The sequence below is a fragment of the Caballeronia telluris genome, assembly GCF_001544495.1.
GTDB classification, from domain to species: Bacteria; Pseudomonadota; Gammaproteobacteria; order Burkholderiales; family Burkholderiaceae; genus Caballeronia; species Caballeronia telluris.
Window position 1 is genome coordinate 49,172 of record NZ_FCNZ02000011.1, and the last position, 25,701, is coordinate 74,872.

Consider the following 25,701-nt stretch of genomic DNA (forward strand, 5'->3'; position numbering starts at 1 on the left):
AAGCCAAGGAGTTCAACGATGTCGCTCTCGAAGTCAGGTCCGAAGTTCAAGCTGTTGCGCTTGCGTGCGCTGATCGCCGCGAGCGCGAGCGCCTGCGTCCTCACGACGCTCACCGCGATGCCCGCTCACGCCGAAACCATGGCGGTGATGGCGGTCGCGTCGACCTTCACGACGCTCGATCCCTACGACGCGAACGACACGCTGTCGCAAGCGGTGGCGAAGTCCTTCTATCAGGGTCTGTTCGGCTTCGACAAGGACATGAAGATCGTCAACGTGCTTGCCACGAGCTATGAAGCGAGCCCCGACGCGAAGGTCTACACGATCAAGCTGCGCACCGGCGTGAAGTTCCATGACGGCACCGACTTCAACGCCGATGCGGTGAAGGCCGTCTTCGACCGAGTGACCGATCCGGCGAACAAGCTCAAGCGCTACAACCTCTTCAACAAGATCGAGAAGACCGAAGTGATCGATCCGCAGACGGTGAAAATCACGCTGAAGATTCCGTTCTCGGCGTTCATCAACGTGCTTGCGCATCCTTCGGCGGTGATGATCTCGCCCGAGGCGCTGAAGAAGTACGGCAAGGACATCGCGATGCATCCGGTCGGCACGGGCCCGTTCGAATTCGTCGAATGGAAGCAGACCGACGACCTGAAGGTGAAGAAGTTCGCGGGCTACTGGAAGAAGGGCTATCCGAAGATCGACATGATCGACTGGAAGCCGGTGGTCGACAACAACACGCGCGCGGCGCTCATGCAGACGGGCGAAGCGGACTTCGCGTTCCAGGTGCCGTTCGAGCAGGCGGCGGCGCTCAAGTCGAGCCCGAAGGTCGACCTGATCGCGGCGCCGTCCATCATCCAGCGCTATATCAGCATGAACATGCTGCAGAAGCCCTTCGACAACCCGAAGGTGCGCGAGGCGATGAACTACGCGATCAACAAGGAAGCGCTCGTGAAGGTGGCGTTCTCGGGCTATGCGATGCCGGCTGAAGGCGTCGTGCCGCAGGGAGTCGACTACGCGGTGAAGACGGGGCCGTGGAAATACGACCCGGCAAAGGCGCGCGAGCTTCTGAAGGAAGCGGGCTATCCGAACGGCTTCGAAACGGAACTGTGGTCGGGCTATAACCACTCGACCGCGCAGAAGATCATCCAGTTCGTGCAGCAGCAACTCGCGCAGGTCGGCGTGAAGGCTTCGGTGCAGGCGCTCGAAGCGGGCCAGCGTGTGGCGAAGGTCGAGAGCGCGCCGGACCCGGCCACCGCGCCGATCCGCATGTATTACATCGGCTGGTCGTCGTCGACGGGTGAAGCGGACTGGGCCATCTCGCCGCTGCTCGCGAGCGCATCGTTCCCGCCGAAGCTGTCGAACACGGCGTACTACAAGAACGAAACGGTCGATTCGGACTTGGCGAAGGCGCTCGCGACCACCGACCGCAACGAGAAGTCCGCGCTCTACGCCGATGCGCAAAAGCGCATCTGGGCCGATGCGCCGTGGGTCTTCCTCGTCACGGAGAAGGTCGTGTACGCGCGCAGCAAGCGGCTTTCGGGCGCGTACGTGATGCCCGACGGCTCGTTCAGCTTCGACGAAATCGCCATCAAGTAACCGCCGATGGCCGGGCGTCATGCGTCGATGATGCCCGGCCGAACTGACTCGACTCATGCTGACCTTTCTCGCCAAACGCCTGCTCGGATTGCTGCCGACGCTCTTAATCGTCGCGGTGCTGGTGTTCCTGTTCGTGCACATGCTGCCGGGCGATCCGGCGCGTCTTGCCGCCGGCGCCGAAGCCGACGAAGCGACGGTCGCGCTCGTGCGCGCGGATCTCGGTCTCGACAAGCCGCTGCCGCAGCAGTTCGTCAACTTCTTCAAGAAGGTCGTGCGGTTCGACTTCGGCACCTCGACGCGCAGCAAGCGCCCCGTGAGCACCGAGATTGCCGAGCGCTTCATGCCGACGCTCTGGCTTACCATCGCGAGCATGGTGTGGGCGGTGATCTTCGGCATGACGATCGGCATCGTCTCGGCGGTGTGGCGCAACCAGTGGCCGGACCGCATCGGCATGACGCTCGCGGTGTCGGGCATCTCGTTTCCGGCGTTCGCGCTCGGCATGCTGCTAATGGAAATATTTTCGGTGAAGCTCGGCTGGCTGCCGATCGTCGGCGACGGTTCGTGGCAGAGCTATATCCTCCCTTCGATCACGCTCGGCGCGGCCGTCGCTGCGGTGATGGCGCGCTTCACGCGGGCGTCGTTCGTCGAAGTGATGAACGAGGACTTCGTGCGCACCGCGCGCGCGAAGGGCGTGCACGAACCGGTCGTCATCATCAAGCATTGCCTGCGCAACGCGATGATTCCCGTCGTCACGATGATGGGCTTGCAATTCGGCTTTCTGCTCGGCGGCTCGATCGTCGTCGAGAAGGTGTTCAACTGGCCGGGGCTCGGGCGCCTGCTCGTCGATGCCGTCGAGATGCGCGACTATCCGGTGATCCAGGCGGAGGTATTGCTGTTCTCGCTGGAGTTCATCGTGATCAACCTGATCGTGGACGTGCTGTACGCCGTGATCAATCCGACCATCCGCTTCAAGTGAGGCCCGCATGAGCGTGACCGCCGACACAGCCAAGGCCGCCGCGATAGCGAGCCACGAAATCCGCACGCCGTGGAGCGAGTTCTGGCGCAAGTTCAAAAAGCAGCCGGTCGCGCTTGCCGCGGGCGTGTTCGTGCTGCTCCTGATCCTGATCGCGATCATCGCGCCGTACATCGTGCCGTACGATCCGGAAAATTTCTTCGACTACGACGCGCTCAACGCGGGACCGTCGGCGGCGCACTGGTTCGGCGTCGATTCGCTCGGGCGCGACATCTTCAGCCGCATTCTCGCGGGCAGCCGCATCTCGTTATCGGCGGGGCTGTTGTCGGTCGTGATCGGCGCGATCATCGGCACGTTCTTCGGGTTGCTCGCGGGCTACTACGAAGGATGGTGGGACCGCATCGTGATGCGCGTCGCCGACGTGCTGTTCGCGTTCCCCGGCATTCTGCTCGCCATCGGCGTGGTCGCGATTCTCGGCAACGGCATGATCAACGTGATCTGCGCGGTCGCGATCTTCAGCATTCCGGCGTTCGCGCGGCTCGTGCGTGGCAACACGCTCTCGCTTAAACATCTCACGTATATCGAAGCCGCGCGCAGCATCGGCGCGTCGGACTGGACCATCATCGTGCGGCACATTCTGCCGGGCACGATCTCGTCGGTGGTCGTGTACTTCACAATGCGTATCGGCACCTCGATCATCACCGCCGCGAGCCTCTCGTTCCTCGGCCTCGGCGCACAGCCGCCGACACCCGAGTGGGGCGCGATGCTCAACGAGGCGCGCGCCGACATGGCGATGGCGCCGCATATCGCCGTGTTTCCGAGCCTCGCGATCTTCTTCACGGTGCTTGCGTTCAACCTGCTCGGCGACGGCCTGCGCGATGCGCTCGATCCGAAGCTGGACCGGCCATGATCGCCATGCCACGCATCGGCTCGCTGACCGCCGGGCCGCTTGGCACGATCGCGGACGTGGCGGGCGTGACGGTCGGGCATTGCACGCTCGACGAAGGCGCGGTGCAGACGGGCGTCACGGTCGTGCGGCCGCATGACGGCGACCTCTATCGCAGCAAGGTGCCGGCCGCCGCGAGCGTGATCAACGGCTTCGGCAAGAGCATCGGGCTCGTGCAAGTCGATGAGCTTGGCGTGCTCGAAACGCCGATTGCGCTGACCAACACGTTCGGTGTCGGCACGGTGGCGAACGCGCAGATTCGCGATGCCATCGAAGCCAATCCGTCGATTGGACGAGACTGGCCGACCGTCAATCCGCTCGTGTTCGAATGCAACGACGGTTATCTCAACGACATTCAGGCGCTGGCGGTTCAGGAGTCGCATTACCGCGACGCGCTGCATGGGTGCGATGCAGGCTTCGAGCGCGGTTCGGTCGGTGCAGGTCGCGGGATGTCGTGCTTCGACATGAAAGGCGGTATCGGATCGGCATCGCGCGCGGTGCGTATCGCGGGCCGTGAATGCATGACCGGCGCGCTCGTGCTCGCTAACTTCGGCCGCATACCGATGCTGAAGCTGGATGGCATCGCTGTCGGACGCGCCATGCAGCAACACGAACCCGAGCAAGGCTCGATCATCATGATCGTCGCCACCGACGCGCCGCTCGACGCACGCCAGTTGCGCCGCCTTTCACTGCGCGCCGCCGCCGGCCTCGCGCGCACGGGTTCGGTCTACGGCCACGGCAGCGGCGACATCGCGCTTGCATTCACCACGGCCTGGACGGTCCCGCATCTCGCGGACTTCGTCCCGGTGCCCGCGCTTGTTGCCGACGCGCGGCTCGATCCGCTCTTTCAGGCCGCGGCGGACAGCGTCGAGCAGGCCATCGTCGATGCGCTCTTCAGCGCTGAACCGGTGACTGGCCGCGACGGCAACCGCCGCCTTTCGCTCAAAGACATGCAACCATGAAAGTACTGATTTCGGCGGACATCGAGGGCGTCGCGGGCGTGTTTCATCCCGAGCAGACGCGCGCGGGCAACGCGGAATACGAACGCGCGCGCCGCTGGATGACGCTCGAAGCGAACGCGGCTGTCGAGGGGGCTTTTGCGGGCGGCGCGACACAGGTATGGGTCAACGATTCGCATGGCGGCTTTCGCAACCTGCTGCCCGATCTGATCGACGCGCGCGCGGGCATCGTGCTCGGCAAGCCGCGCACGCTCGGCATGATGGCCGGACTCGAAGACGAACCCGAACTCGTGTTCATGATCGGCTATCACGCGCGGGCGCAAAGTCGCGGCATCCTCTCGCATACGATCAACAGCTTCGCGTTCGCACGCGTGTCGCTCGATGGCGAGGAAGTCGGCGAGGCAGGGCTCTATGGCGCGCTCGCCGAGGAACGCGGCGCGCGCGTGGCGCTCCTGACCGGCGACGACGTATTCGTCGAAGAGACACGGCCCGCGTTTGCCGATGCGCGCTTCGTGACGGTCAAGACCGCGCACGGCTATTCGAGCGGCGTCACGCAATCGCCCGCCAGCGCGTGCGAGTCGATCCGGCGCGCGGCAGCCGAAGTCGTCGAGCAAGCGCCGCACGCGTGGCTTCGCAAGCTCCCTAAGCCTGTGCACTGCGAACTGCGCGTGCAGACCACTGCGCTTGCCGATCTCTTCTGTCAGTGGCCGACGCTCGAACGCATCGACGGCGTGACGCTCGCGTTCGATACGCCGTCGGTCGAACATGCGGTGCGCGTGCTCAACAGCCTCTCGGCGATGTCGTTCATGTTGAGGTGAAGACGCGCGCCTTCGTCTATCATGAGGCCCTGCATCGGCTTAACGGTGCGAGGTACGTGATGCCAAGATCGAGCAAGGAGCGCTTCATCGAACGCCTTGCACGCGACGCGTAGTCCCTCCAAATCACTTTCGCTTTTGTCCATGTATCTGTCGATCATCGCCGTGGGCCTTGGCGGCGCGCTCGGCTCCCTGCTTCGCTGGGTGCTCGGGTTGCGCCTCAATGCGCTGTTTCCCAACCTGCCGCTTGGCACGCTTGCCGCCAACGTGATCGCGGGCTACGTGATTGGCATTGCGGTCGCATGGTTTGCCCGCGTTCCGGACATCTCGATCGAATGGCGCCTCTTCGTGATCACCGGCCTGATGGGCGGCTTGTCGACGTTCTCGACCTTCTCGGCAGAAGTGGTCGCGCATCTTCAGCAAGGGCGCTTCGGCTGGGCGGCGGGCGAGATCGCGATTCATGTGACGGCTTCGGTCGTGATGACCGTGCTCGGGATTGCGACCGTTTCGCTTGCGCGCTAAGCCGTGATCGAAGTCGGACCGTATCGGCCATCGGATCTCGCGAGTCGGCCACCTTCGAGGCGCGGACTTCAAGAACTTCCGCATGGAGAAGACGCTCAGTCCTTCGCGAACTGCACGCTGACAATCAGTCCGCCGCCCGGCGCTTCGTCGAGCGATATGCGCGCGTGATGCACCCGCGCGATCTCGCGCACGATCGAGAGACCGAGCCCGCTGCCTTCCACGTTTTGCGTCGCCGAGCTGCGATAGAAGCGTTCGAAGACCGCATCGCGTTCCTGTGGTGCGATGCCGGGACCGTTGTCGATCACTTGCAGCAACGGCCCTTCGGCCGCACGCGTCACGCGCACCGTGATGACCGATCCATCGCCTGCATAGCGGATCGCGTTGTCGATGAGATTGCCGCAGAGTTCGGCGAGCAGATCGCGTTGACCGGTCACGTCGACTTTCTCTTCCTGCTCGAAGCCGAGGTCGATGTTGCGGGCGCGCGCGACCGGCGACCAGTCGAGCGTCACGCTACGCGCGACCTTGTCGAGCGAAAGCGGCGCGAGCTTCACCAGATGGCCGCTGTCCGCATCGAGCCGCGCCAGCGAGAGCAACTGCTGCACGCCTTTGCCCGCCTGCCGCACCGCGCCGTTCAGACGCTTCAGATGCGTTCTTGCGCGCTCCTCGCGCGCCTCGCGCAGCGCCAGTTCCGATTCGGCCTGGATCACGGCGAGCGGCGTCTTGAGTTGATGCGCGGCGTCGGTGAAGAACCGTCGCCGCGATTCCTGCATGCGTCGCAAGCGGCCGATGTATTGATTGATCGAATCGACGAGCGGTTCGACTTCGCTCGGCAGGCCGGTCTGATCGAGCGGGGCGGGGTCGTCGTCGGCGCGGGCCGCGACGGTCGCCGACAAACGGTTGAGCGGACGCAGGCCCCGTCCGACCCCGAGCCAAACGATGCCGAGCGCAAGCACGATCAGCAATGCTTCTTGCGTGAGCGAGCCGATCAGGATCTCGCGCGCGAGGGCTTGCCTCGGCTCGATCGTCTCGCCGACCATGATCCACACGACGCGCGTCTGCGCGGTCGGAACGTCGTGGACCGGCAAGCGCAAGGCGCCCATGCGCAGTTGCTCGCCACGGTAGGTCGCATCGTAGAAGCGCGTCTGATACGGCTCGGGCATCGCGCGCTTGGGCGGCAGCGGCAGGTCCGCATAGCCCGTCACGGCGCGCCCGCTGTCCTCGCGAATCAGATAGTAGATCTTGCCGCCGGCATCGGATTCGAACATCTCCAGCGCGAGGTACGGCAGATCGACTTCGACCTGGCCGTCACTGAGGCGCGTGCCTTCGCGGATCGACTTCAGCGAGAACGCGAGCGAGCGGTCGAACGCGACGTGCGCGGCGTTCATCGCGCGCTGGTAGGTGAGCCACGAATCGAGCGCGAGCAGCGCGACGAGCGGCAGCAAGAGCCACAGCGACACCTGCCGCCGCAAATTGGGTTTAGGCATCCTCGCGCTTCACTTCGAGCAGATAGCCGAGGCCGCGCAGCGTCACGATCGCGACGCTGCTCTTCTCCAGCTTCTTGCGCAGCCGGTACACATAGATTTCGATGGCATCGGGATTCACGGATTCGTCGATGCCGAAGATCTTCTCCGAGAGCGTGTCCTTGTTGATCGCGCGGCCGTTGCGCAGGATCAACACTTCGAGCACGGCACGTTCGCGCGGCGTCAGCGCGAGCGGCTCGCCATCGAGCCGGAAGCTGCGATCGACGCTGTCATACGCGAGCGGCCCGCATTCCACGCGCGTGTGCTCGTGGCCGTGGCTGCGGCGGATCAGCGCGCGGGCACGCGCTTCCAGTTCGGTGAGTTCGAACGGCTTGGCGAGATAGTCGTCGGCGCCGAGGTCGAGGCCCTTCACGCGGTCCTCGACCGAGCCGTGCGCGGTCAGGATCAGCACCGGCACCGGGTTGCGCCGTTGACGCAGACGCCGCAGCACTTCGAGGCCATCGAGCCGGGGCAGACCGAGGTCGAGGATCACGAGCGCATAGTCCTGCGTGCGCAACACGTGATCGGCGGCCTCGCCGTCATGCATGCAATCGACAGCGAAGCGGGCTTGCGTCAGCGCGTCCGTCAACGACTTCGAGAGGATGGGATTGTCTTCGACTAACAGAACGCGCATGACGGTGACCTAGGGAAATCCATGAGACTAAAACGGCTTGGATGAGCGAAAACCCACAACGAATGAAAGCGGTCAGAAAGCGCTCGCAACTTAACATGCGACCACTCGAACACATAACCATTACAAAGCGAATTCTGGAGGAAGACATGAAAAAATTGAATCCCGTGTTGCGCGCGGCCGCGCTGTCCGTCGCCCTGTTCGTCGCTCACGCGGCGCATGCGCAAGTCCCTGCGGGTTACCCCGGATCGTATCAGTCGGTCATCGATGCGGCGAAGAAAGAGGGCAAGGTGCTCGTCTATTCGGTCACCGACACGGCGCTCGTGCGCCCGCTCATCAAGGACTTCGAGTCGCTCTACGGCGTGAAGGTCGAATACAACGACATGAACAGCACGGAGCTTTATAACCGCTATATCAGCGAGAACGCGGCGAGCAGCACGAGCGCGGACGTGTTGTGGAGCTCGGCCATGGACCTGCAGGTCAAGCTCGTCAACGACGGCCTGATGGCGAGCTACGATTCGCCCGAGACGGCCCAGTTGCCGCAATGGGCGCAGTACCAGAAGCAGGCGTATGGCACGACCTACGAGCCGCTCGCGATCGTCTACAACAAGCGCCTCGTGCCCGCGAACGAAGTGCCGCAGACGCGTGCCGACCTCATCAAGCTCTTGCAGACGCAGGCCGCGAAGTACAAGGGCAAGGTCACGACCTACGACATCGAGAAGTCGGGCGTCGGCTTCAACTACCTCACGCAGGATGCACGCGTGAACCCGCAGGTGACGTGGCAGCTCGTCGATGTGATTGGCGCGTTGAACCCGAAGCTCCAGTCGAGCACGGGCGCGATGATGGAGCGCATTTCGTCGGGCGAGAACCTGATCGGCTACAACATCCTCGGCTCGTACGCGTTCGCGAAAGCGAAGAAGGACCCGTCGATCGGTTATGTCTATCCGAAGGATTACACGCTGGTGGTGAGCCGCCTCGTGACGATCTCGAAGAAGGCGAAGAACCCGAACGCGGCGAAGCTGTGGGTCGACTATCTGCTGTCCAAGCGCGGTCAGACGCTGCTTGCCAATCAGGCCGACCTGTTCTCGATCCGCGCGGACGTCGAGGGCGAAACGTCCATGGCCGGTCTCACGAAGCAACTCGGCGATTCGCTCAAGCCGATCCCGATCGGCACGGGTCTGCTCGTCTATCTCGACCAGAGCAAGCGGCTTGAATTCCTGAAGAAGTGGCAGCAGGCGATCAAGCGCTAAAGTCTTTCCGAGCCCGCGCGCGAGCGCGGGCCACTCCCGTATTCTCTTCGATGCGCTTGCAAGGCGCAGGGGGACACTCATGCTTACATCCAGCACAAACGACCCGGGCGCGGTCCTGTCGACCAACGGCGAGGGCAAGGTGCCGAAGCTGCCCGAGGGTGGCTTACGCGGCCTCGCCGCGACGTCCCGCTGGATCGTGATCGCGGTGCTGACGGTCGCGGTGCTGCTGCCGCTTTCGTTCATCGTGTTCCAGAGCCTCTTGAACGCGCCGTTCTTCGATGTCAACAAGACGCTCGGCATCGCGGGCTTCAAGTTCATTTTCGAAGATCCCGACTTCTGGTCGGCGGTGAAGAACTCGTTCATCATCGCGGGCGGCATGCTGTTCATCTCGATCCCGCTCGGCGGCATTCTCGCGTTCCTGATGGTGCGCACCGATTTGCCGGGCCGCCGCTGGCTCGAACCGCTTCTGCTCACGCCGGTGTTCGTCTCGCCGATGGTGCTCGCGTTCGGCTATGTCGTCGCGGCCGGTCCGGTCGGCTTCTATTCGGTCTGGTTCAAGGAACTGTTCGGCGCTGAAAATGCGCCCTGGTCCATCTATTCGATTTTCGCGATCACGATCATCGTCGGCTTGACGCATGTGCCGCACGTGTACCTGTATTCGTCGGCGGCGTTGCGCAATCTCGGCTCGGATGTCGAGGAAGCGGCGCGCGTCGCGGGCGCACGGCCGTTTCGCGTCGCGCTCGACGTCAGCCTGCCGATGACGATGCCCGCGCTGCTCTTCGCAGGCGTGCTCGTATTCTTCCTCGGCTTCGAAGTGTTCGGCCTGCCGCTCGTGCTTGGCGATCCCGAAGGGCACCTCGTGCTCGCGACTTACCTGTACAAGCTCACCAACAAACTCGGCGTGCCTTCGTATCACCTGATGGCGGCGGTCGCGGTGTGCATCATCGCGATCACGTTCCCGCTCGTGCTGCTGCAACGGCGCCTGCTCAAGAGCGCGAGCAAGTTCGTGACGGTCAAGGGCAAGGCGGGGCGCCAGACCGTGCTGCCGCTCGGAACATGGCGCTGGGTCGCACTCGCGATCGTCACGCTGTGGCTCTTTCTTACCGTGTTCGTGCCGCTCTCGGGCATCGTGCTGCGTGCGTTCGTGACGAACTGGGGCGAGGGCGTCGCGTTGCGCGAAGTGCTCACGGTCGCCAACTTCGTCGATCTCTTCGAGCAGGACAACCTCGTGCGCGCGATCCTCAACACGCTCGGCATCGGCGTGATCGGCGGGGCGCTCGCAGTCGGCTTCTATTCGCTCGTGGCGTTCGCAGGACATCGCCGCAACGACTGGGGCACGAAGCTCCTCGACTATCTCGTGCTGCTGCCGCGCGCCGTGCCCGGCTTGCTCGCCGGTCTCGCGTTCCTCTGGATCTTCCTCTTCGTGCCGGGCATCAAGGAACTGAAGAACTCGATGTGGAGCATCTGGATCGCGTACACGGTCGTGTGGCTCGCCTACGGCATGCGCCTGATTCAAAGCGCCTTGCTTCAGGTCGGGCCCGAGCTGGAAGAAGCGGGACGCAGCGTCGGCGGCACGCGCGCCCGCGTGAGCCTCGATGTGACGCTGCCGCTCGTGCGCTTCGGCCTGCTTGCCGCGTGGCTTCTGATCTTCATGATCTTCGAGCGTGAATATTCGACGGCGGTCTACCTGCTGTCTCCCGGCACCGAAGTGATCGGCGCGCTGCTCGTCTCGCTGTGGGCGACGGGCGCAGTCGATCAGGTCGCGGCCCTTTCAGTCATCAACATCGCGATGGTCGGCGCCGGTCTTGCCGTGGCATTGCGCTTCGGAGTGAAACTTCATGGATAAGCTCATCGTCGACAATCTGTTCCTGAGCTACGGCACCAATCCGATTCTGAAGGGCGTGTCGTTCGAACTGAAGGCAGGCGAGGTGGTGTGCCTGCTCGGCGCGTCGGGCAGCGGCAAGACCACGCTGTTGCGCGCGGTGGCGGGTCTCGAACAGCCGTCGGAGGGCCGCATCAGCCTCGATAAGCAGGTCTTCTTCGACGGCGCGAAGCACATCGATTGTCCCGTCGAGCAGCGCTCGCTCGGGCTCGTGTTCCAGTCGTATGCGCTGTGGCCGCACAAGACGGTCGCGGACAATGTCGGCTATGGACTCAAGCTGCGCAAGGTGTCGGGCGCGGAGCAGAAGCGCCGCGTGCAGAGCGCGCTCGATCAACTCGGCCTCGGCCATCTTGCCGCGCGCTTCCCGTATCAACTGTCGGGCGGGCAGCAGCAGCGCGTGGCGATTGCGCGCGCGCTCGTCTACAACCCGCCCGTCATTCTGCTCGACGAGCCGCTCTCGAACCTCGATGCCAAGCTGCGCGAGGAAGCGCGTGCGTGGCTGCGTGAACTGATCGTGTCGCTGGGATTGTCGGCGCTGTGCGTCACGCACGACCAGACCGAAGCGATGGCGATGTCGGACCGAATCCTGCTGTTACGCAATGGCCGCATCGAACAGGAAGGCACGCCAGCGGAGCTTTACGGCTCACCGCGTTCGCTCTACACCGCAGAATTCATGGGCAGCAACAACCGCATCGACGCGAAAGTGAAGTCGATCGACGGCGAACGCGTGATGCTCGCGGGCGACGGGTTCCAGCTCGAAGCACGCGCACGCGAAGCCTTGCAGCCGGGACAGGACGCGCAGGCCGTGATCCGCCTGGAGCGCGTGCAGGTCGCGGACGGCCCCGGCGCGAACCGCGTGCAGGCGAACCTCGTGACCTCGATGTATCTCGGCGACCGCTGGGAATACCTGTTCCATTGCGGCGACCTGCGCTTTCGCGCATTCGGTCACACGCCGCGCGACCCGGGCAATCACTGGGTCGAGTTTCCTGCCAACGACTGCTGGGCGTTTGCTCAAGCCAGCTAGATCCAGACCGATTCTCTGATCCGAAGCGAAGTCCCGCGCGCGCGTATGCGTGTCGCGCGGGCATGCGCGCGCGCATCGAAAACAAAAATCACAACGGAGGAAGACGCATGAAACGCAGCAGCATCCATCTCGCCGCGATCGCATCGTTCGCGGGCATCGCAGGCAGCGGCACGGCGCATGCGCAGTCGAGCGTCACGCTGTACGGCATCGTCGATGCCGGTGTCGAGTATGTGAACCACGCAAGCCCGGACGGCGGCGCCGCGCGCCTCGTGTCGGGCGGCAAGAACACGTCGCGCTTCGGCATGCGGGGCGCCGAGGATCTGGGCGGCGGCCTGAAGGCCGTGTTCCAGTTGGAAAGCGGCATCAACATCGCGAACGGGCAACTGGATGACGGTCCGAACGCGCTCTTCGACCGTCGCGCGACCGTCGGATTGAAGCACAATACCTATGGTCAGGTAATTCTCGGCCGCACCTTCACGACGACCTACGACTACATGCTGCCGTTCGATCCGATGGCCTACGCGCCGAACTATTCGTGGGCGACCAGTTCGACGGCGACCGGCGGCCGCAAGGACGGACTCTTTTCGCGCTCCGCGAACGCAGTGCGCTACGACGGCGAGTTCAGCGGCTTCAAGGTCGGCGCGATGTACGGCTTCGGCAACGTGCCGGGCAGCATGAAGACAAGTTCGAAGTACGACTTCGGCCTCGGTTACGAGCGCGGCGCATTCGCGGTCGTCGCGACCTTCGACCGCCAGAACGGCGCAAGCGAGAGCGTCACGCCCGCCGACACCACCCGCTATATCCAGGGCATCCACGCGGGCGCGAGCTACGACTTCGGCGCGGCCAAGGTGATGGCGGGCTATCGCAACTATCGGCGCACGTTCAACACACTCGCCGAGACGCTGCGCAGCGACATGTACTGGTTCGGCGGCTCCTACGACTTCGCGCCGGACTTCACGGTGTATGCGGCCGTCTATCATCAGGACATCAAGGGCGCGACCGACGGCGACCCGACCCTGCTCTCCGTGCGTGCGAACTATTCGCTCTCGAAGCGCACGACGCTCTATCTCTCGGGCGGCTACGCCTTCGCTGCGAACGACCAGAACGTGAGCCTCTCGCGCGACCTGACCGGAGCGGCGGACACGCAGGCCGGGGTGACGGCGGGCATCCAGCATCGGTTCTAGGCGTCAAATCTGTATAGACAACGCGCCGCGAGGCGTCAGTGAATTCCCTAATGACCTCTTGTTTATAGGATAAGGGCCGTTTAGACTTGGCTCTAACTTGTATAGACAGGATGAGCCATGATCAAGCTGACGCCCGGTTTTCTGACGCTGCCGCAATTGCGCCGCATCGCACGCGGTTCCGACTCGCTGGAACTCGATCCGGCGAGCTTCGCCGCCATCGACGCGAGCGCGAAGGCCGTCGCCGACATCGCCGCGAAAGGCGAGCCGGCCTACGGCATCAACACGGGCTTCGGGCGGCTCGCGAGCACGCACATTCCCGCCGACCAGCTCGAATTGCTGCAACGCAATCTGGTGTTGTCGCACGCGGTGGGCGTCGGCGAGCCCATGTCGCGACCGGTCGTTCGCCTTCTGATCGCGCTCAAGCTGTCGAGCCTCGGGCGCGGTCATTCGGGCATCCGTCGCGAAGTCATCGACGCGCTCATCACGCTTTTCAACGCCGACGTTCTACCGGTGATCCCGGTCAAGGGCTCGGTCGGCGCGTCGGGCGATCTCGCGCCGCTCGCGCACATGTCGACGGTGTTGCTCGGCATCGGCGAAGTGATGATTCGCGGCGAACGCGCGAGCGCGCTCGACGGTCTGAGCGTCGCCGGTCTCAAGCCGCTGAACCTGCAGGCCAAGGAAGGCCTCGCGCTGCTGAACGGCACGCAGGCGTCGACGGCGCTCGCGCTCTACAACATGTTCGCGATCGAAGACCTGTTCCGCACCGGGCTCGTCGCGGGCGCGCTGTCCGTCGATGCGGCGGCCGGTTCGGTCGTGCCCTTCGATGCGCGCATCCACGACTTGCGCGGCCATCGCGGACAGATGGATGCAGCCTCCGCCTATCGCACGCTGCTCGAAGGTTCGGGCATCAATCTCTCGCACGCGGATTGCGACAAGGTGCAGGACCCGTACAGCCTGCGTTGCCAGCCGCAGGTGATGGGCGCGTGTCTGGACCAGATGCGCCACGCGGCCGACGTGCTGCTGATCGAATCGAACGCGGTCTCCGACAACCCGCTCATCTTCCCCGATACTGGCGAAGTGCTTTCGGGCGGCAACTTCCATGCGGAACCCGTCGCGTTCGCCGCCGACAACCTCGCGCTCGCGGCCGCCGAAATCGGCGCGCTGGCGGAACGCCGCATTGCCTTGCTGATCGACGCCACGCTGTCCGGTTTGCCTCCGTTCCTCGTGCGCGATGGCGGCGTCAATTCCGGCTTCATGATCGCGCACGTCACGGCGGCCGCGCTCGCGTCGGAGAACAAGACGCTCGCGCATCCGGCGTCCGTCGATTCGCTGCCGACCTCGGCGAACCAGGAAGATCATGTGTCGATGGCGACGTTCGCGGCGCGCAAGCTCGGCGACATCGCGAGCAACACGGCCAACATTCTCGCGATCGAACTGCTCGCGGCGGCGCAGGGCGTCGACTTGCGCGCGCCGCACGAGACCAGCCCGCGCCTCATCGACGTGATGAAGACGCTGCGCGCGAAGGTCGCGCACTACGATATTGACCACTACTTCGCGCCGGACATCGCGGCGATCGCGAAGCTCGTCGAAGGCGGCGAGATCGCGAAGCACAGCCCGTTCGAGTTCGCGTCGGAACAGACTGCATGAATACGCCTGCCTATCAGGAGATCAAGGACTACATCCTGACGCGCATTCATATCGGCGAGTGGCGGGAGGGCGATCAGGTGCCCTCCGAAAACGAACTGGCGCGCGAGTTCAAGGTCGCGCGCATGACGGTCAATCGCGCGGTGCGCGAACTGACCGCCGAACAAGTGCTCACGCGCGTGCAGGGCGCGGGCACTTTCGTGGCAACACCGAAATATGCGTCGACGCTGGTCGAAATCCGCAGCATCTCCGACGAGATCGCCGCGCGCGGACATACGTATCGCGCGGACGTGCTGCATCTGGGCGCATCGATCGTCGACGAACTGCTCGCCGATGAAATGCAGCTTGCGGTAGGCAGCCCCGTGTTTCATTCGCGCGTGCTGCACTTCGAAAACGGCGAGCCGGTGCAGATCGAGGAGCGGCACGTGAACCCCGTGCTCGCGCCCGAATACGCGCGGCAGGACTTCACGACGATCACGCCGAACCAGTACCTGATGGCGGCGGCGCCGTTGCAGCGCGTCGAGTATCGTATCGAGGCCGCGATTCCTTCCGACGACACGCGCCGCTCGCTCGCGATGAAAGAGCATGAGCCGTGTCTCTTGCTGCATCGGCGCACGTGGTCGCGCGACGCGGTGGCATCGGTCGCGAACCTGTGGCATCCCGGCGACCGCTATCAGTTCACCGGACACTTCTGATGAACCTGATCCGTGGCGAATCGCTCGTGCCGGCGCCCTGGAAAAACGGCGGCGGCGTGACGCGCGAAATCGACGCCGAGCCGAAAGGCGCGGCGCTCGATGCGTTCGCGTGGCGCCTGAGCATCGCTAACGTCGATATGCCCGGCGCCTTCTCGACGTTTGCGGGCATCGACCGCACGCTGGTGCTGCTCGAAGGCGCGGGCATGCGGCTGCATGAAGCGAACGGCCGCACGCATGCGCTGGACACGCCGCTCGCGATGGCCTCGTTCGCGGGCGAAACGCCGATCGACGCGACACTCGTCGACGGCCCGACACGCGACTTCAACGTGATGGTGCGGCGCGATCGCGCGCGAGCGACGGTGCGGGCGCATCGTCGCGAATCGCGCATCGTGCCTGCCGATGACGTCACGATCATCTTCTGCGTGCAAGGCGAAATAGCGGTCGCGCTGGACGGCGAAACGCGCTTTACGCTCCAGCCCGACGACACGCTTCGCCTCGATGCATCGACTGCGCGCGAGTGCGTCGTGACTTGCATGCAGCATGAAGCGTCGTGGCTGCAGATCGGTATCGTCATAACGGACCCTTCACGATGACTTCACTCTTCGCGGATCACGCGCGTCTTCCCGATGGCTGGCAGCGCGACGTGCTGCTCGAATGGAACGACGAAGGCACGCTCGTCGCGGTCACGCCGGACAGTCCGATGCCGCCCGCTACGCCGCGCGCCGCAGGCCCGGTCATCGCCGGCATGCCGAACCTTCATTCGCACGCGTTCCAGCGCGCGATGGCGGGGCTCACCGAGTATCGCGCGAGCGCGACCGATACGTTCTGGAGCTGGCGCGACCTGATGTACCGCTTTGCCGCGAAGGTCGGTCCCGAGACGCTTGCACCGATCGCCCGCTGGCTCTACATCGAAATGCTCAAGGCGGGCTATACGTCGGTGTGCGAGTTCCACTACGTGCATCACGCGAGCGACGGCACGCCCTACGCGAATCGCGCCGAACTCGCGCAGTGTGTCGTGGATGCGGCGGGGCACGCGGGCATCGGCATGACGATGTTGCCGGTGCTCTATCAATACAGCGGCTTTAGCAAGAGCGCGCCACGCGACGATCAGCGGCGCTTTCTCAACACGCCGGAACAGTTGCTCGACCTGCTCGATGCGTTGCGGCGCGCGCGGCCGGAGAACGGCTCGCGACGTTATGGCGTCGCGCCTCATTCGTTGCGGGCGGTATCGGACGATTCGCTTCGCACGTTGATCGAAGGACTCGACGCGCGGTTCGACCGCGCGCCCGTGCACATCCACATTGCGGAGCAGACGGCCGAAGTCGACGCATGCATCGCGGCGAGCGGACAGCGCCCGGTGCAATGGCTGCTGGATCGCTTCGATCTCGACGATCGCTGGTGCCTCGTCCACGCGACCCACATGGACGCCGACGAGACCGCGCGACTGGCCGCGAGCGGCGCCGTCGCGGGCCTGTGCCTCACCACCGAGGCGAATCTCGGCGACGGGCTCTTTCCGGCTCGCGATTATCTCGCGGCGGGCGGCCGTATCGGCGTGGGCTCGGACAGCCATATCGGCGTCGACTGGCGCGCGGAATTGCGGCTTTTGGAATACGGCCAGCGTCTCTTGCGGCGCGAGCGTAACGTGCTCGCATCGGCGACGCAAAGCCGTCCCGCAGATCGTCTCTTCGACGCGTCGCTCGAAGGCGGCGCGCGTGCGAGCGGCCGCGCGACGGGCGCGTTGATGGCGGGCAAGCGCGCGGACTGGATCGTGCTCGATGCGGATCATCCGGGCATCGCGGGGCACGATCGCGAGACGTGGCTGTCGAGCATCGTGTTCGGCGAGCATGGGAACACGCCGGTTCGCGATGTCTATGTGGGCGGGCGTAAAGTGGTCGATGACCGCCGTCATGCGGATGAGGAAGACGCGTTTGCGCGCTACCGCGCGGCGCTGGCGTCGCTCTTGCTATGAGCGCGCCACGAACCTAGAGACCACGAACATGAACGACTCGACTATCTACACGCTGGAACGCGGCACGGCGCCGCTCCTGATCTCGATTCCGCATCGGGGCACGCGCATTCCCGAAGCGCTCGCCGCCGACATGACGCCAGAAGCGCTGCGCGTCGACGATTGCGACTGGCATCTCGAACGTCTCTATGCGTTCGCAAAGGGCCTGGGCGCATCGGTCCTGCTGCCTGAATACGCGCGCTATGTGATCGACCTGAACCGGCCGCCCGACGACGCGAATCTCTATCCCGGCCGCGACACGACCGGCCTGTGCCCCGTCGATACGTTCGACAAGGCGCCGCTTTACCGGCCCGGACGCGCGCCGGATCGCGCCCAGATCGACGCGCGGCGCGCGACTTACTGGCAGCCTTATCACGATGCGTTGACGCAGGAACTCGCTAGCTTGCGAGCGAAACACGACCGCGTGCTGCTGTGGGAAGCGCATTCGATCCGATCGGTCGTGCCGCGCTTTTTCGACGGACGTTTGCCGGACTTCAACTTCGGGACCGCCGATGGCACGACCGCCGTCGCGGGCCTGGCGGACATGCTGGCCGAGATCGTGAAGCAGGACGGACGCTACACGGCGATAGCGAACGGTCGTTTCAAAGGCGGCTACATTACGCGACGTTATGGTCAGCCGGCCGAGGGCGTGCATTCGGTGCAACTCGAATTGACACAGGCGACGTACATGGAAGAGACGCTGCCCTTCGCCTACGATGAAGCGCGTGCGTCGCAAGTCCAGCCTCTGCTGGAACGGCTTGTGAGCGCCGCACTGGAGCGCGTCGCCGCCTCATAAAGCGCGTCAATCGCGCCGATAGACGCAGTAACACTATTGTGAAACAGACAATAATGTTTCGCGCAAATAGGGGTTTCCCCTAGATGAGCCCACGCCTAAACTTGTTTTCAAGCAAAGCGAATCAGAAACTTAATAAAAGGCTTCCGGTTCCTTGCATTTCTCAAAACAAGATATTGGAGGTTCATCATGATCAAGGCATTCGTTCCCGCACTCGTCATCGCTTCGGCTCTGGCTGCTCCGACGTTCGCGTTCGCTCAAAACAACGCACCCGTCACGCGCGCCGAAGTTCGCGCCGAACTGGTTCAACTCGAACGCGCTGGCTACAACCCGTCGACGGATCGCGTGAATTACCCGCAGAACATTCAGGCAGCGCAAGCTCGCGTGAACGCCGAACAAGGCAATGCGGCGACTGGCTACGGTCCTTCGACCGCCGGTAGCTCGGCTTCGGGCCTGCGCGTTGCACCGACGTCCGGTCCCGACTCGATCTACTTCGGTCACTAAGCCAAAGTGGTTCGACGCGAAGCCTTCGCGGCTTCGTGATGCTTAAAGAAAATCGCCTGACGCTTCCAAGCGTCAGGCGATTTTCTATGTGCGCGTCGCCTGGCTGTCCGCTGGCGACACCGCTCCGCATGCGCGAATCACGAGCCGTACGACTTCTTCCGTCGCGGTATCGAAGGCCTTTTGCGTCAGCGCGCGCTTGCCCTTTAGCGCGCGGATCTGCGCGTCGAAGTCGGCGTAGTGCTGCGTCGTTGCCCAGATCAGAAACATGAGCGTCTGCGCGTCGACCGGCGCGAGCAGTCCGCGCGCGACCCAATGTTCGATCACGCTCACGCGCGAATCGAGCCAGGGCTTTACGCGTTCCCCCAGGATGTCCTGCATGTGCTGCGCGCCGTGAATGATCTCGCTCGCCCACACCTTCGAGCCGAGCGGCCGGCGCCTCGACAATTCCATCTTCGCGCGCACATAACCGCCGATTGCTTCGACCGGGTCGTCGCTGCATTCGAACGTATCGGCCGCGCGATGCCAGTCTTCGAAGACGTCTTCGAGCACACGCCGATAGAGTGCGAGCTTGGTCGGAAAGTAGTAATGCAAGTTGGCTTTGGGCAAACCCGCGCGCTCCGCGATCATCGCGGTGCTCGCGCCCTCCAGTCCGCGTTCGGCGAACACCGCTTCCGCACACGCCAGCAAGTGGGCTTCGTTCGATTCGCGAATGTGCGCCTTGCGGCGCCGCAAAGGCGCAGCGGCGGTGTCGCTTTCTAGTGCGTCGGCTGCTGCATCGTCGTGTCTCATCGTTTCGCCTCGCGCGGCTTGCAAGCCCTGTCGCGCCTGTTCCACTCATATCGGTCCGTTCGCTTAACGCGGCTCCATCCAGCGAACAGGCTTGTTAAAAAGCGCCATGTTGCGTCGCAATGGCACGCTTCTCGCTCTGTATTGCAGCACACGAAACACATTGATTTGCTTATTTTAATCGGCTACAACCTGTCCAACCGGACAGGATTCGCTAAGCAGCGGAACGCAGCATCAGGATCATCCCTTAGAAAGAAAAAAAGTGCACCGGCTACGTGCGGCAGCGCGCCACGATGCTACGCGGATGCACCAGTTTCATGTCCCCTCAGCCACGATTGAAGGAGCGAATCGAATGAACGCGGTAACGGATGCAACTACGAATGCAAACGAAGCGGCTGGTCTCGATACATCGCTCCAAGTGAACGGTCAGCGCCTGTGGGACAGCCTGATGACGATGGCAAAAATCGGCGCGACGCCTAAAGGCGGTGTCTGTCGTCTCGCGCTGACCGATCTCGACCGCGAGGGCCGCGATCTCATCGTGAGCTGGGCGAAGGAGGCGGGCTGCACGATCAGCGTCGATCAGATGGGGAACGTCTTCATGCGCCGCGCCGGACGCAACCTCGATGCGCTGCCGGTCATCACGGGTTCGCACGCGGATTCGCAGCCGACGGGCGGCCGCTTCGACGGCATCTATGGCGTGCTCGGTGGCCTCGAAGTGATCCGCACGCTCAACGATCACGCGATCGAGACCGAGCATCCGATCGAAGTCGTGATCTGGACCAATGAGGAAGGCTCGCGCTTCGCACCGGCGATGGTCGCATCGGGCGTGTTCGCCGGGGTCTTCACGCTGGACTACGGTCTTTCGCGCAAGGACGTGGACGGCAAGACGATTGGCGAGGAACTCAGGCGCATCGGCTATGCAGGCGATGTGCCGTGCGGCGGACGTCGACTGCATGCGGCTTTCGAACTTCACATCGAACAGGGGCCGATTCTCGAAGCGGAGAAAAAGACGATCGGCGTCGTCACGGATGCGCAGGGCCAGCGCTGGTACGAGATCACGCTGACGGGCCAGGAAGCCCATGCAGGTCCGACGCCGATGCCGCGCCGCAAGGACGCATTGCTCGGCGCGTCGCGCGTGGTCGATCTCGTCAACCGCATCGGCCTCGATCATGCGCCGCTCGCCTGCGCGACGGTCGGCATGATGCAGGTCCACCCGAACTCACGCAACGTGATTCCAGGCCGCGTGTTCTTCACCGTCGACTTTCGTCATCCCGACGATGCCGTGCTCGCGCAGATGGATGCCGAACTGCGCGAAGGCGTTGCGCGCATCGCGGACGGCATCGGCCTTCAGACCGAACTCGAACAGATCTTCTATTACGCGCCCGTCGCGTTCGACGCAGCCTGCGTGAAGTCCGTGCGCGCGGCTGCGGAACGCTTCGGCTATTCGCATCGCGACATGGTGTCGGGCGCGGGACACGACGCGTGCTATCTGTCGCAAGTTGCGCCCACGTCGATGGTCTTCGTGCCTTGCGTCGATGGCATCAGTCACAACGAGATCGAAGACGCATCGCAGGAATGGATCGAGGCGGGCGCCAACGTCCTGCTTCACGCGATGCTCGGACGCGCATCCGAACCAGCCTCGTAACGCCTGATCAACTTCGCTGTTGCAGCGCCGTCCCGGCTTCGCGTTGCGCGAAGCCGGCGGGCACGGCTACGTCTTCATCTTGACGAAGGAACGCGTATGACCATGAAGCAAACCGGCGACATTGCGGCGCATCGCCTCTCGCAGGAACAGCTCGCGTGCGAGTTCTCCGACGTCGCGCCCTTGCTCGACGCGACCGCCGCCGCGGCGGCATCGAGCCGCTGTCACTATTGCTACGACGCGCCGTGCATTCAGGCGTGCCCGACGTCCATCGACATCCCGAGCTTCATCCGCAAGATCGGCAACGGCAATTTGAAGGGCGCGGCGACCGACATTCTCTCGGCAAATCCGCTTGGCGGCATGTGTGCGCGGGTCTGCCCGACAGAGATTCTTTGCGAAGGCGCATGCGTACGCAATCATCCGGGCGACAAGCCGGTCGCGATCGGCGCACTTCAGCGGCACGCCACCGACTGGGCGATGGCGCGCGGCGAACATCTGTTCAAACGCGCCGCCGATACGGGCCGGCATATCGCGGTCGTCGGCGCGGGACCCGCGGGGCTCGCATGCGCACATCGCCTTGCGCTTGCCGGCCATCGCGCGACGATCTTCGATCCGCGCGCGAAGCCCGGCGGTCTGAACGAATACGGCATCGCGGCGTACAAGACCGTCGAGGACTTCGCGCAGCGCGAAGTCGAATGGCTTTACTCGATTGGCGGCATCGAACTGAAACAGGGCGTGATGCTAGGCCGCGATGTGACGCTCGACGATCTTCGCAAGCAATACGACGCAGTGTTCCTCGCGATCGGACTTGGCGGTGTACGTGCGCTTGCGCTCGATGGCGAAGCGCTCGAGGGCGTGATGAACGCGGTCGATTTCATCGAGCAAGTGCGGCAGGCCGACGATCTCGCGACCGTGCCCGTCGGCCGGCGCGTGGTGGTGATCGGCGGCGGCAACACGGCGGTCGACGCGGCGGTGCAAAGCCGCAAGCTCGGGGCGGATTCGGTAACGATGGTGTATCGACGCGGCGTCGAACAGATGAGCGCAACCTGGGCCGAGCGCGAGTTCGCGCAGATGAACGGCGTCACGCTCGTCACGCATGCGCGGCCGATACGCATGATCGGTGCCGATGGTCGCGTGAGCGCCGTCGAGTTCGAGCGCGAAGGCGAGCGCTTCATGATCGAAGCCGACATGGTGCTGAAGGCGATCGGCCAGACGCTCGTCGCTGTCGGACTGGAGAACGAACTGCTGACGCTCGACGGCAACCGCATCGCCACCGATGAAAACCGTCAGACGACGCTCGCCAAAGTATGGGCCGGCGGCGACTGCGCGAGGCACGAAGGACTCGACCTCACGGTGCAGGCGGTGCAGGACGGCAAGCTCGCGGCGGCGTCGATCGATGCTTCGTTCGCGCTGACCGCCATCAAGGCCGCCTGACCGGCAAGACCCCACGAACACGATACGGAGCCCATCGACATGGCCGACCTGCGTTGCACGATTGCCGGCATCACTTCGCCGAATCCTTTCTGGCTTGCGTCCGCGCCGCCCACCGACAAGGCCTACAACGTCAACCGCGCCTTCGAGGCGGGTTGGGGCGGCGTCGTGTGGAAGACGCTCGGACTCGATCCGCATGTGGTGAACGTCAGCTCGCGCTATGGCGCGGTGCAGTGGAACGGCCAGCGCATGGCGGGACTGAACAACATCGAACTGATCACCGACCGTCCACTCGACGTGAACCTGCGTGAGATCGCGCAAGTGAAGCGCGACTGGCCGGACCGCGCGCTGATCGTCTCGCTGATGGTGCCCTGCAACGAGCGCGACTGGAAATGGATCCTGCCGCTCGTCGAGGACACGGGCGCTGACGCCGTCGAACTCAACTTCGGCTGTCCGCATGGCATGAGCGAGCGCGGCATGGGCGCGGCGGTCGGCCAGGTGCCGGAGTATGTCGAGATGGTCACGCGCTGGGTCAAGGAAGGCACGAAGCTGCCGTGTCTCGTGAAGCTCACGCCGAACATCACCGACATTCGCGTCGGTTCGCGCGCCGCGTACAAGGGCGGCGCGGACGGCGTATCGCTCATCAACACGATCAACTCGATCGTCGCGGTCGATCTCGACGAGATGGCGCCGATGCCGACCGTCGACGGCAAGGGCACGCACGGCGGCTATTGCGGACCGGCGGTCAAGCCGATCGCGCTCAACATGGTTGCGGAAATCGCACGCGACATCGAAACGCCGAACCTGCCGATCTCCGGCATCGGCGGCATCACTAACTGGCGCGATGCCGCCGAGTTCATCGTGCTGGGTGCGGGCAGCGTACAGGTGTGCACGGCGGCGATGCACTATGGATTTCGGATCGTCTCCGATCTCGCCGACGGCCTCTCGAACTGGATGGACGAGAAGGGCTACGCCACGCTCGACGACATCCGCGGCCGCGCGGTGTCCAACGTCACGGACTGGAAGTACCTGAACCTCAAGTACGACATCAAGGCGCGCATCGACCAGGACAAGTGCATCAAGTGCGGCCTGTGCCACATCGCATGCGAAGACACGTCGCACCAGGCGATCACGCGCGAGAAGGACGGCGTGCGTCATTTCGACGTGGTGGATGCCGAATGCGTCGGGTGCAATTTGTGCATGCATGTTTGCCCGGTCGAGCAATGCATCACGATGGAGCGCGTGGACGCGGGCGAATACGCGAACTGGACCACGCATCCGAACAACCCGGCGCGCGTCGATGCCGAAGAGCCCGCCAAGGCGGCTTGACATTGAAAGTCGCCATCACAACGATTCGAGTGGAGATGCATCGATGAACCAGACTGCGCATGACGTCGATCCGGGCTTCGCGGCCAGCGCGCAAGGCAGCAGCCTCTATAACGACGATCTCGCGCCGACCGGTCCCGCGCAACGCACGTGGAAGTGGTATCACTTCGCCGCGCTATGGGTCGGGATGGTGATGAACATCGCGTCGTACATGCTTGCAGCGGGTCTCACGGAAGAGGGCATGTCGCCGTGGCAGGCGGTCGCGACCGTGCTGCTCGGCAACCTGATCGTGCTCGTGCCGATGCTGTTGATCGGCCATGCGGGCGCCAAGCACGGCATTCCGTATGCGGTGCTCGTGCGCTCCTCGTTCGGCACGCAGGGCGCGAAGCTGCCCGCGATGTTGCGTGCGATCGTCGCGTGCGGATGGTACGGCATCCAGACCTGGCTCGGCGGCAGCGCCATCTACACGCTCGCGAACATTCTCACGGGCAACGCATTGCACGGCGCGGCGCTGCCGTTCATCGACATCTCCATCGGCCAGTTCGCGTGCTTTCTCGTATTCTGGGCGTTGCAGATCTACTTCATCGTGCATGGCACCGATTCGATCCGCTGGCTCGAAAGCTGGTCCGCGCCGATCAAGGTCGTGATGTGCATCGCGCTCGTGTGGTGGGCCACGTCGAAGGCAGGCGGCATCGGCTCGATGCTCTCGGCGCCTTCGCAGTTCGTCGCGGGCGGCAAGAAGGAGGGGCTCTTCTGGGCCACCTTCTGGCCCGGTCTCACCGCGATGGTCGGCTTCTGGGCCACGCTTGCGCTCAATATTCCCGACTTCACGCGCTTCGCCCGCTCTCAGCGCGATCAGGTGATCGGACAGTCGATCGGCTTGCCCGGACCGATGGCGCTCCTCTCGGTGATCTCGGTCGTGGTCACGTCGGCTACGGTCGTCATCTATGGCAAGGCCATCTGGGACCCGATCGACCTGACGAGTCGCATGACGGGCATCGGCGTGGGGATTGCGCTCGTCATCCTGACGCTCGATACGATGTGCTGCAACCTGGCGGCGAACCTCGTCGGTCCCGCCTACGATTTTTCGAGCCTCTGGCCGAAGGGCATTTCGTATCGCGCGGGCGGCATGATTACCGCGACCATTGCCATCGTGATGATGCCGTGGAAGATTCTCGCGACGACGCAGGGTTATATCTTTACGTGGCTCGTCGGCTACTCGGCGCTGCTCGGCCCGGTCGCGGGCATCCTGATGGTCGATTACTTCCTGATTCGCGGGACCCGGCTCGATCCGCGCGAACTCTTCGACGAGAACGGCGAATACAGCTATACCGGCGGCTGGAACATCGCGGCGGTCGTGGCGCTCGTGATCGGCGTGCTGCCGAACCTGCCCGGCTTTCTGCATACCGCCTTTCCGGCATCGTTTCCGAGCGTGCCGGCGTTCTTCAACACGCTCTACACCTATGCGTGGTTCGTGGGGCTCGCGCTTGCGTCGATCGTCTATGGCACATGGATGAAGCTGCGCAAGAGCCCCAGCACGCGCGTCGCGAGCGCATGACTTTCCGAGGAGACA

At 64.0% G+C, this 25,701-nt stretch carries 23 protein-coding genes; 20 read left to right on the forward strand and 3 right to left on the reverse strand.

Features of this window, described 5'->3' with window-relative positions:
* The first annotated feature begins 18 nt into the window (after positions 1–18).
* The 6 genes from gsiB to crcB all read left to right on the forward strand — a co-directional run bounded on the left by gsiB (position 19) and on the right by crcB (position 5,811).
* A complete protein-coding gene (gsiB, locus tag AWB66_RS15785) occupies positions 19–1,596 on the forward strand; it encodes a glutathione ABC transporter substrate-binding protein GsiB (protein WP_087631220.1) in 1,578 nt (525 codons plus the stop codon).
* Positions 1,597–1,651: 55 nt separating this feature from the next.
* The gene (gene gsiC / locus AWB66_RS15790; RefSeq protein ID WP_087631221.1) at positions 1,652–2,572 is read left to right on the forward strand and encodes a glutathione ABC transporter permease GsiC; all 921 of its coding nucleotides are present in this window, start codon (positions 1,652–1,654) and stop codon (positions 2,570–2,572) included.
* 7 nt (positions 2,573–2,579) lie between these two features.
* Positions 2,580–3,479 carry a glutathione ABC transporter permease GsiD gene (gene gsiD, locus AWB66_RS15795; protein ID WP_087631222.1) on the forward strand — a complete coding sequence of 300 codons (900 nt, stop codon included), beginning with the start codon at positions 2,580–2,582 and terminating at the stop codon, positions 3,477–3,479.
* A 5-nt stretch (positions 3,480–3,484) separates the two neighbouring features.
* Positions 3,485–4,477, forward strand: coding sequence for a DmpA family aminopeptidase (locus AWB66_RS15800; RefSeq protein ID WP_087631277.1), 993 nt, complete (start codon positions 3,485–3,487; stop codon positions 4,475–4,477).
* Positions 4,474–5,292, forward strand: a complete 819-nt coding sequence (locus AWB66_RS15805; protein ID WP_087631223.1) for a M55 family metallopeptidase — start codon at positions 4,474–4,476, stop codon at positions 5,290–5,292. The genes AWB66_RS15800 and AWB66_RS15805 overlap by 4 nt, the downstream gene beginning before the upstream one ends.
* A 141-nt stretch (positions 5,293–5,433) precedes the next feature.
* Positions 5,434–5,811, forward strand: a complete 378-nt coding sequence (gene crcB / locus AWB66_RS15810) for a fluoride efflux transporter CrcB (protein WP_087631224.1) — start codon at positions 5,434–5,436, stop codon at positions 5,809–5,811.
* Positions 5,812–5,906: 95 nt separating this feature from the next.
* Here crcB and AWB66_RS15815 read toward each other — a convergent pair whose 3' ends face one another.
* Together AWB66_RS15815 and AWB66_RS15820 are read right to left on the reverse strand one after the other, a co-directional pair.
* Positions 5,907–7,295: a sensor histidine kinase gene (locus AWB66_RS15815; protein ID WP_087631225.1), complete on the reverse strand. Its 1,389-nt coding sequence runs from the start codon at positions 7,293–7,295 to the stop codon at positions 5,907–5,909.
* Positions 7,288–7,965 carry a response regulator gene (locus tag AWB66_RS15820; RefSeq protein ID WP_087631226.1) on the reverse strand — a complete coding sequence of 226 codons (678 nt, stop codon included), beginning with the start codon at positions 7,963–7,965 and terminating at the stop codon, positions 7,288–7,290. Before AWB66_RS15820 ends, AWB66_RS15815 begins: the two co-directional genes overlap by 8 nt.
* A gap of 146 nt (positions 7,966–8,111) precedes the next feature.
* On the opposite strand from AWB66_RS15820, the gene AWB66_RS15825 reads away from it, so the two are divergent.
* From AWB66_RS15825 to AWB66_RS15870, 10 genes are all read left to right on the forward strand, one after another.
* Positions 8,112–9,212, forward strand: a complete 1,101-nt coding sequence (locus AWB66_RS15825; RefSeq protein ID WP_087631227.1) for an ABC transporter substrate-binding protein — start codon at positions 8,112–8,114, stop codon at positions 9,210–9,212.
* A gap of 79 nt (positions 9,213–9,291) precedes the next feature.
* On the forward strand, positions 9,292–11,058 hold the full coding sequence (locus AWB66_RS15830) for an ABC transporter permease (RefSeq protein ID WP_087631228.1): 1,767 nt from the start codon (positions 9,292–9,294) through the stop codon (positions 11,056–11,058).
* Positions 11,051–12,118 carry an ABC transporter ATP-binding protein gene (locus AWB66_RS15835; protein WP_087631229.1) on the forward strand — a complete coding sequence of 356 codons (1,068 nt, stop codon included), beginning with the start codon at positions 11,051–11,053 and terminating at the stop codon, positions 12,116–12,118. The genes AWB66_RS15830 and AWB66_RS15835 overlap by 8 nt, the downstream gene beginning before the upstream one ends.
* 107 nt (positions 12,119–12,225) lie before the next feature.
* A complete protein-coding gene (locus AWB66_RS15840; RefSeq protein ID WP_087631278.1) occupies positions 12,226–13,302 on the forward strand; it encodes a porin in 1,077 nt (358 codons plus the stop codon).
* A gap of 117 nt (positions 13,303–13,419) precedes the next feature.
* Positions 13,420–14,949 carry a histidine ammonia-lyase gene (gene hutH, locus AWB66_RS15845; RefSeq protein ID WP_087631230.1) on the forward strand — a complete coding sequence of 510 codons (1,530 nt, stop codon included), beginning with the start codon at positions 13,420–13,422 and terminating at the stop codon, positions 14,947–14,949.
* The gene (gene hutC / locus AWB66_RS15850; protein ID WP_087631231.1) at positions 14,946–15,641 is read left to right on the forward strand and encodes a histidine utilization repressor; all 696 of its coding nucleotides are present in this window, start codon (positions 14,946–14,948) and stop codon (positions 15,639–15,641) included. Before hutH ends, hutC begins: the two co-directional genes overlap by 4 nt.
* A complete protein-coding gene (locus AWB66_RS15855; protein WP_087631232.1) occupies positions 15,641–16,234 on the forward strand; it encodes a HutD/Ves family protein in 594 nt (197 codons plus the stop codon). Before hutC ends, AWB66_RS15855 begins: the two co-directional genes overlap by 1 nt.
* A complete protein-coding gene (locus AWB66_RS15860; protein WP_087631233.1) occupies positions 16,231–17,610 on the forward strand; it encodes a formimidoylglutamate deiminase in 1,380 nt (459 codons plus the stop codon). Before AWB66_RS15855 ends, AWB66_RS15860 begins: the two co-directional genes overlap by 4 nt.
* Before the next feature lie 28 nt (positions 17,611–17,638).
* Positions 17,639–18,442, forward strand: a complete 804-nt coding sequence (gene hutG, locus AWB66_RS15865) for an N-formylglutamate deformylase (protein ID WP_087631234.1) — start codon at positions 17,639–17,641, stop codon at positions 18,440–18,442.
* A 189-nt stretch (positions 18,443–18,631) separates the two neighbouring features.
* Positions 18,632–18,943: a DUF4148 domain-containing protein gene (locus AWB66_RS15870; protein ID WP_087631279.1), complete on the forward strand. Its 312-nt coding sequence runs from the start codon at positions 18,632–18,634 to the stop codon at positions 18,941–18,943.
* Between the two features lie 84 nt (positions 18,944–19,027).
* Here the strand turns inward: AWB66_RS15870 and AWB66_RS15875 are convergent, their stop codons facing one another.
* A complete protein-coding gene (locus tag AWB66_RS15875; RefSeq protein ID WP_087631280.1) occupies positions 19,028–19,732 on the reverse strand; it encodes a TetR/AcrR family transcriptional regulator in 705 nt (234 codons plus the stop codon).
* 349 nt (positions 19,733–20,081) lie between these two features.
* Here AWB66_RS15875 and AWB66_RS15880 point away from each other — a divergent pair, with 349 nt between their 5' ends.
* The 4 genes from AWB66_RS15880 to AWB66_RS15895 all read left to right on the forward strand — a co-directional run bounded on the left by AWB66_RS15880 (position 20,082) and on the right by AWB66_RS15895 (position 25,686).
* Entirely contained in the window at positions 20,082–21,374 is a 1,293-nt protein-coding gene (locus AWB66_RS15880) for a Zn-dependent hydrolase (RefSeq protein ID WP_087631235.1), read from the forward strand.
* Positions 21,375–21,470: 96 nt separating this feature from the next.
* Positions 21,471–22,805 (forward strand): NAD(P)-dependent oxidoreductase, encoded by a 1,335-nt coding sequence (locus tag AWB66_RS15885; RefSeq protein WP_087631236.1) that lies wholly within the window; start codon positions 21,471–21,473, stop codon positions 22,803–22,805.
* 39 nt (positions 22,806–22,844) lie between these two features.
* Positions 22,845–24,131, forward strand: a complete 1,287-nt coding sequence (gene preA, locus AWB66_RS15890) for an NAD-dependent dihydropyrimidine dehydrogenase subunit PreA (RefSeq protein WP_087631237.1) — start codon at positions 22,845–22,847, stop codon at positions 24,129–24,131.
* Between the two features lie 43 nt (positions 24,132–24,174).
* Positions 24,175–25,686, forward strand: coding sequence for an NCS1 family nucleobase:cation symporter-1 (locus tag AWB66_RS15895; RefSeq protein ID WP_087631238.1), 1,512 nt, complete (start codon positions 24,175–24,177; stop codon positions 25,684–25,686).
* Positions 25,687–25,701: the final 15 nt, after the last annotated feature.

Excerpts from the sequence above, each read along its gene's own strand:
- gsiD (WP_087631222.1), top strand. The coding sequence starts at position 2,580 with ATGAGCGTGACCGCCGACACAGCCAAGGCCGCCGCGATAGCGAGCCAC.
- AWB66_RS15855 (WP_087631232.1), top strand. The coding sequence starts at position 15,641 with ATGAACCTGATCCGTGGCGAATCGCTCGTGCCGGCGCCCTGGAAAAAC.
- hutG (WP_087631234.1), top strand. The coding sequence starts at position 17,639 with ATGAACGACTCGACTATCTACACGCTGGAACGCGGCACGGCGCCGCTC.
- AWB66_RS15880 (WP_087631235.1), top strand. The coding sequence starts at position 20,082 with ATGAACGCGGTAACGGATGCAACTACGAATGCAAACGAAGCGGCTGGT.
- hutC (WP_087631231.1), top strand. The coding sequence starts at position 14,946 with ATGAATACGCCTGCCTATCAGGAGATCAAGGACTACATCCTGACGCGC.
- gsiC (WP_087631221.1), top strand. The coding sequence starts at position 1,652 with ATGCTGACCTTTCTCGCCAAACGCCTGCTCGGATTGCTGCCGACGCTC.
- AWB66_RS15800 (WP_087631277.1), top strand. The coding sequence starts at position 3,485 with ATGCCACGCATCGGCTCGCTGACCGCCGGGCCGCTTGGCACGATCGCG.
- AWB66_RS15820 (WP_087631226.1), bottom strand. The coding sequence starts at position 7,965 with ATGCGCGTTCTGTTAGTCGAAGACAATCCCATCCTCTCGAAGTCGTTG.
- AWB66_RS15830 (WP_087631228.1), top strand. The coding sequence starts at position 9,292 with ATGCTTACATCCAGCACAAACGACCCGGGCGCGGTCCTGTCGACCAAC.
- gsiB (WP_087631220.1), top strand. The coding sequence starts at position 19 with ATGTCGCTCTCGAAGTCAGGTCCGAAGTTCAAGCTGTTGCGCTTGCGT.
- preA (WP_087631237.1), top strand. The coding sequence starts at position 22,845 with ATGGCCGACCTGCGTTGCACGATTGCCGGCATCACTTCGCCGAATCCT.
- AWB66_RS15885 (WP_087631236.1), top strand. The coding sequence starts at position 21,471 with ATGACCATGAAGCAAACCGGCGACATTGCGGCGCATCGCCTCTCGCAG.
- AWB66_RS15825 (WP_087631227.1), top strand. The coding sequence starts at position 8,112 with ATGAAAAAATTGAATCCCGTGTTGCGCGCGGCCGCGCTGTCCGTCGCC.
- crcB (WP_087631224.1), top strand. The coding sequence starts at position 5,434 with ATGTATCTGTCGATCATCGCCGTGGGCCTTGGCGGCGCGCTCGGCTCC.
- AWB66_RS15805 (WP_087631223.1), top strand. The coding sequence starts at position 4,474 with ATGAAAGTACTGATTTCGGCGGACATCGAGGGCGTCGCGGGCGTGTTT.
- AWB66_RS15840 (WP_087631278.1), top strand. The coding sequence starts at position 12,226 with ATGAAACGCAGCAGCATCCATCTCGCCGCGATCGCATCGTTCGCGGGC.
- AWB66_RS15815 (WP_087631225.1), bottom strand. The coding sequence starts at position 7,295 with ATGCCTAAACCCAATTTGCGGCGGCAGGTGTCGCTGTGGCTCTTGCTG.
- hutH (WP_087631230.1), top strand. The coding sequence starts at position 13,420 with ATGATCAAGCTGACGCCCGGTTTTCTGACGCTGCCGCAATTGCGCCGC.
- AWB66_RS15835 (WP_087631229.1), top strand. The coding sequence starts at position 11,051 with ATGGATAAGCTCATCGTCGACAATCTGTTCCTGAGCTACGGCACCAAT.
- AWB66_RS15895 (WP_087631238.1), top strand. The coding sequence starts at position 24,175 with ATGAACCAGACTGCGCATGACGTCGATCCGGGCTTCGCGGCCAGCGCG.
- AWB66_RS15860 (WP_087631233.1), top strand. The coding sequence starts at position 16,231 with ATGACTTCACTCTTCGCGGATCACGCGCGTCTTCCCGATGGCTGGCAG.
- AWB66_RS15875 (WP_087631280.1), bottom strand. The coding sequence starts at position 19,732 with ATGAGACACGACGATGCAGCAGCCGACGCACTAGAAAGCGACACCGCC.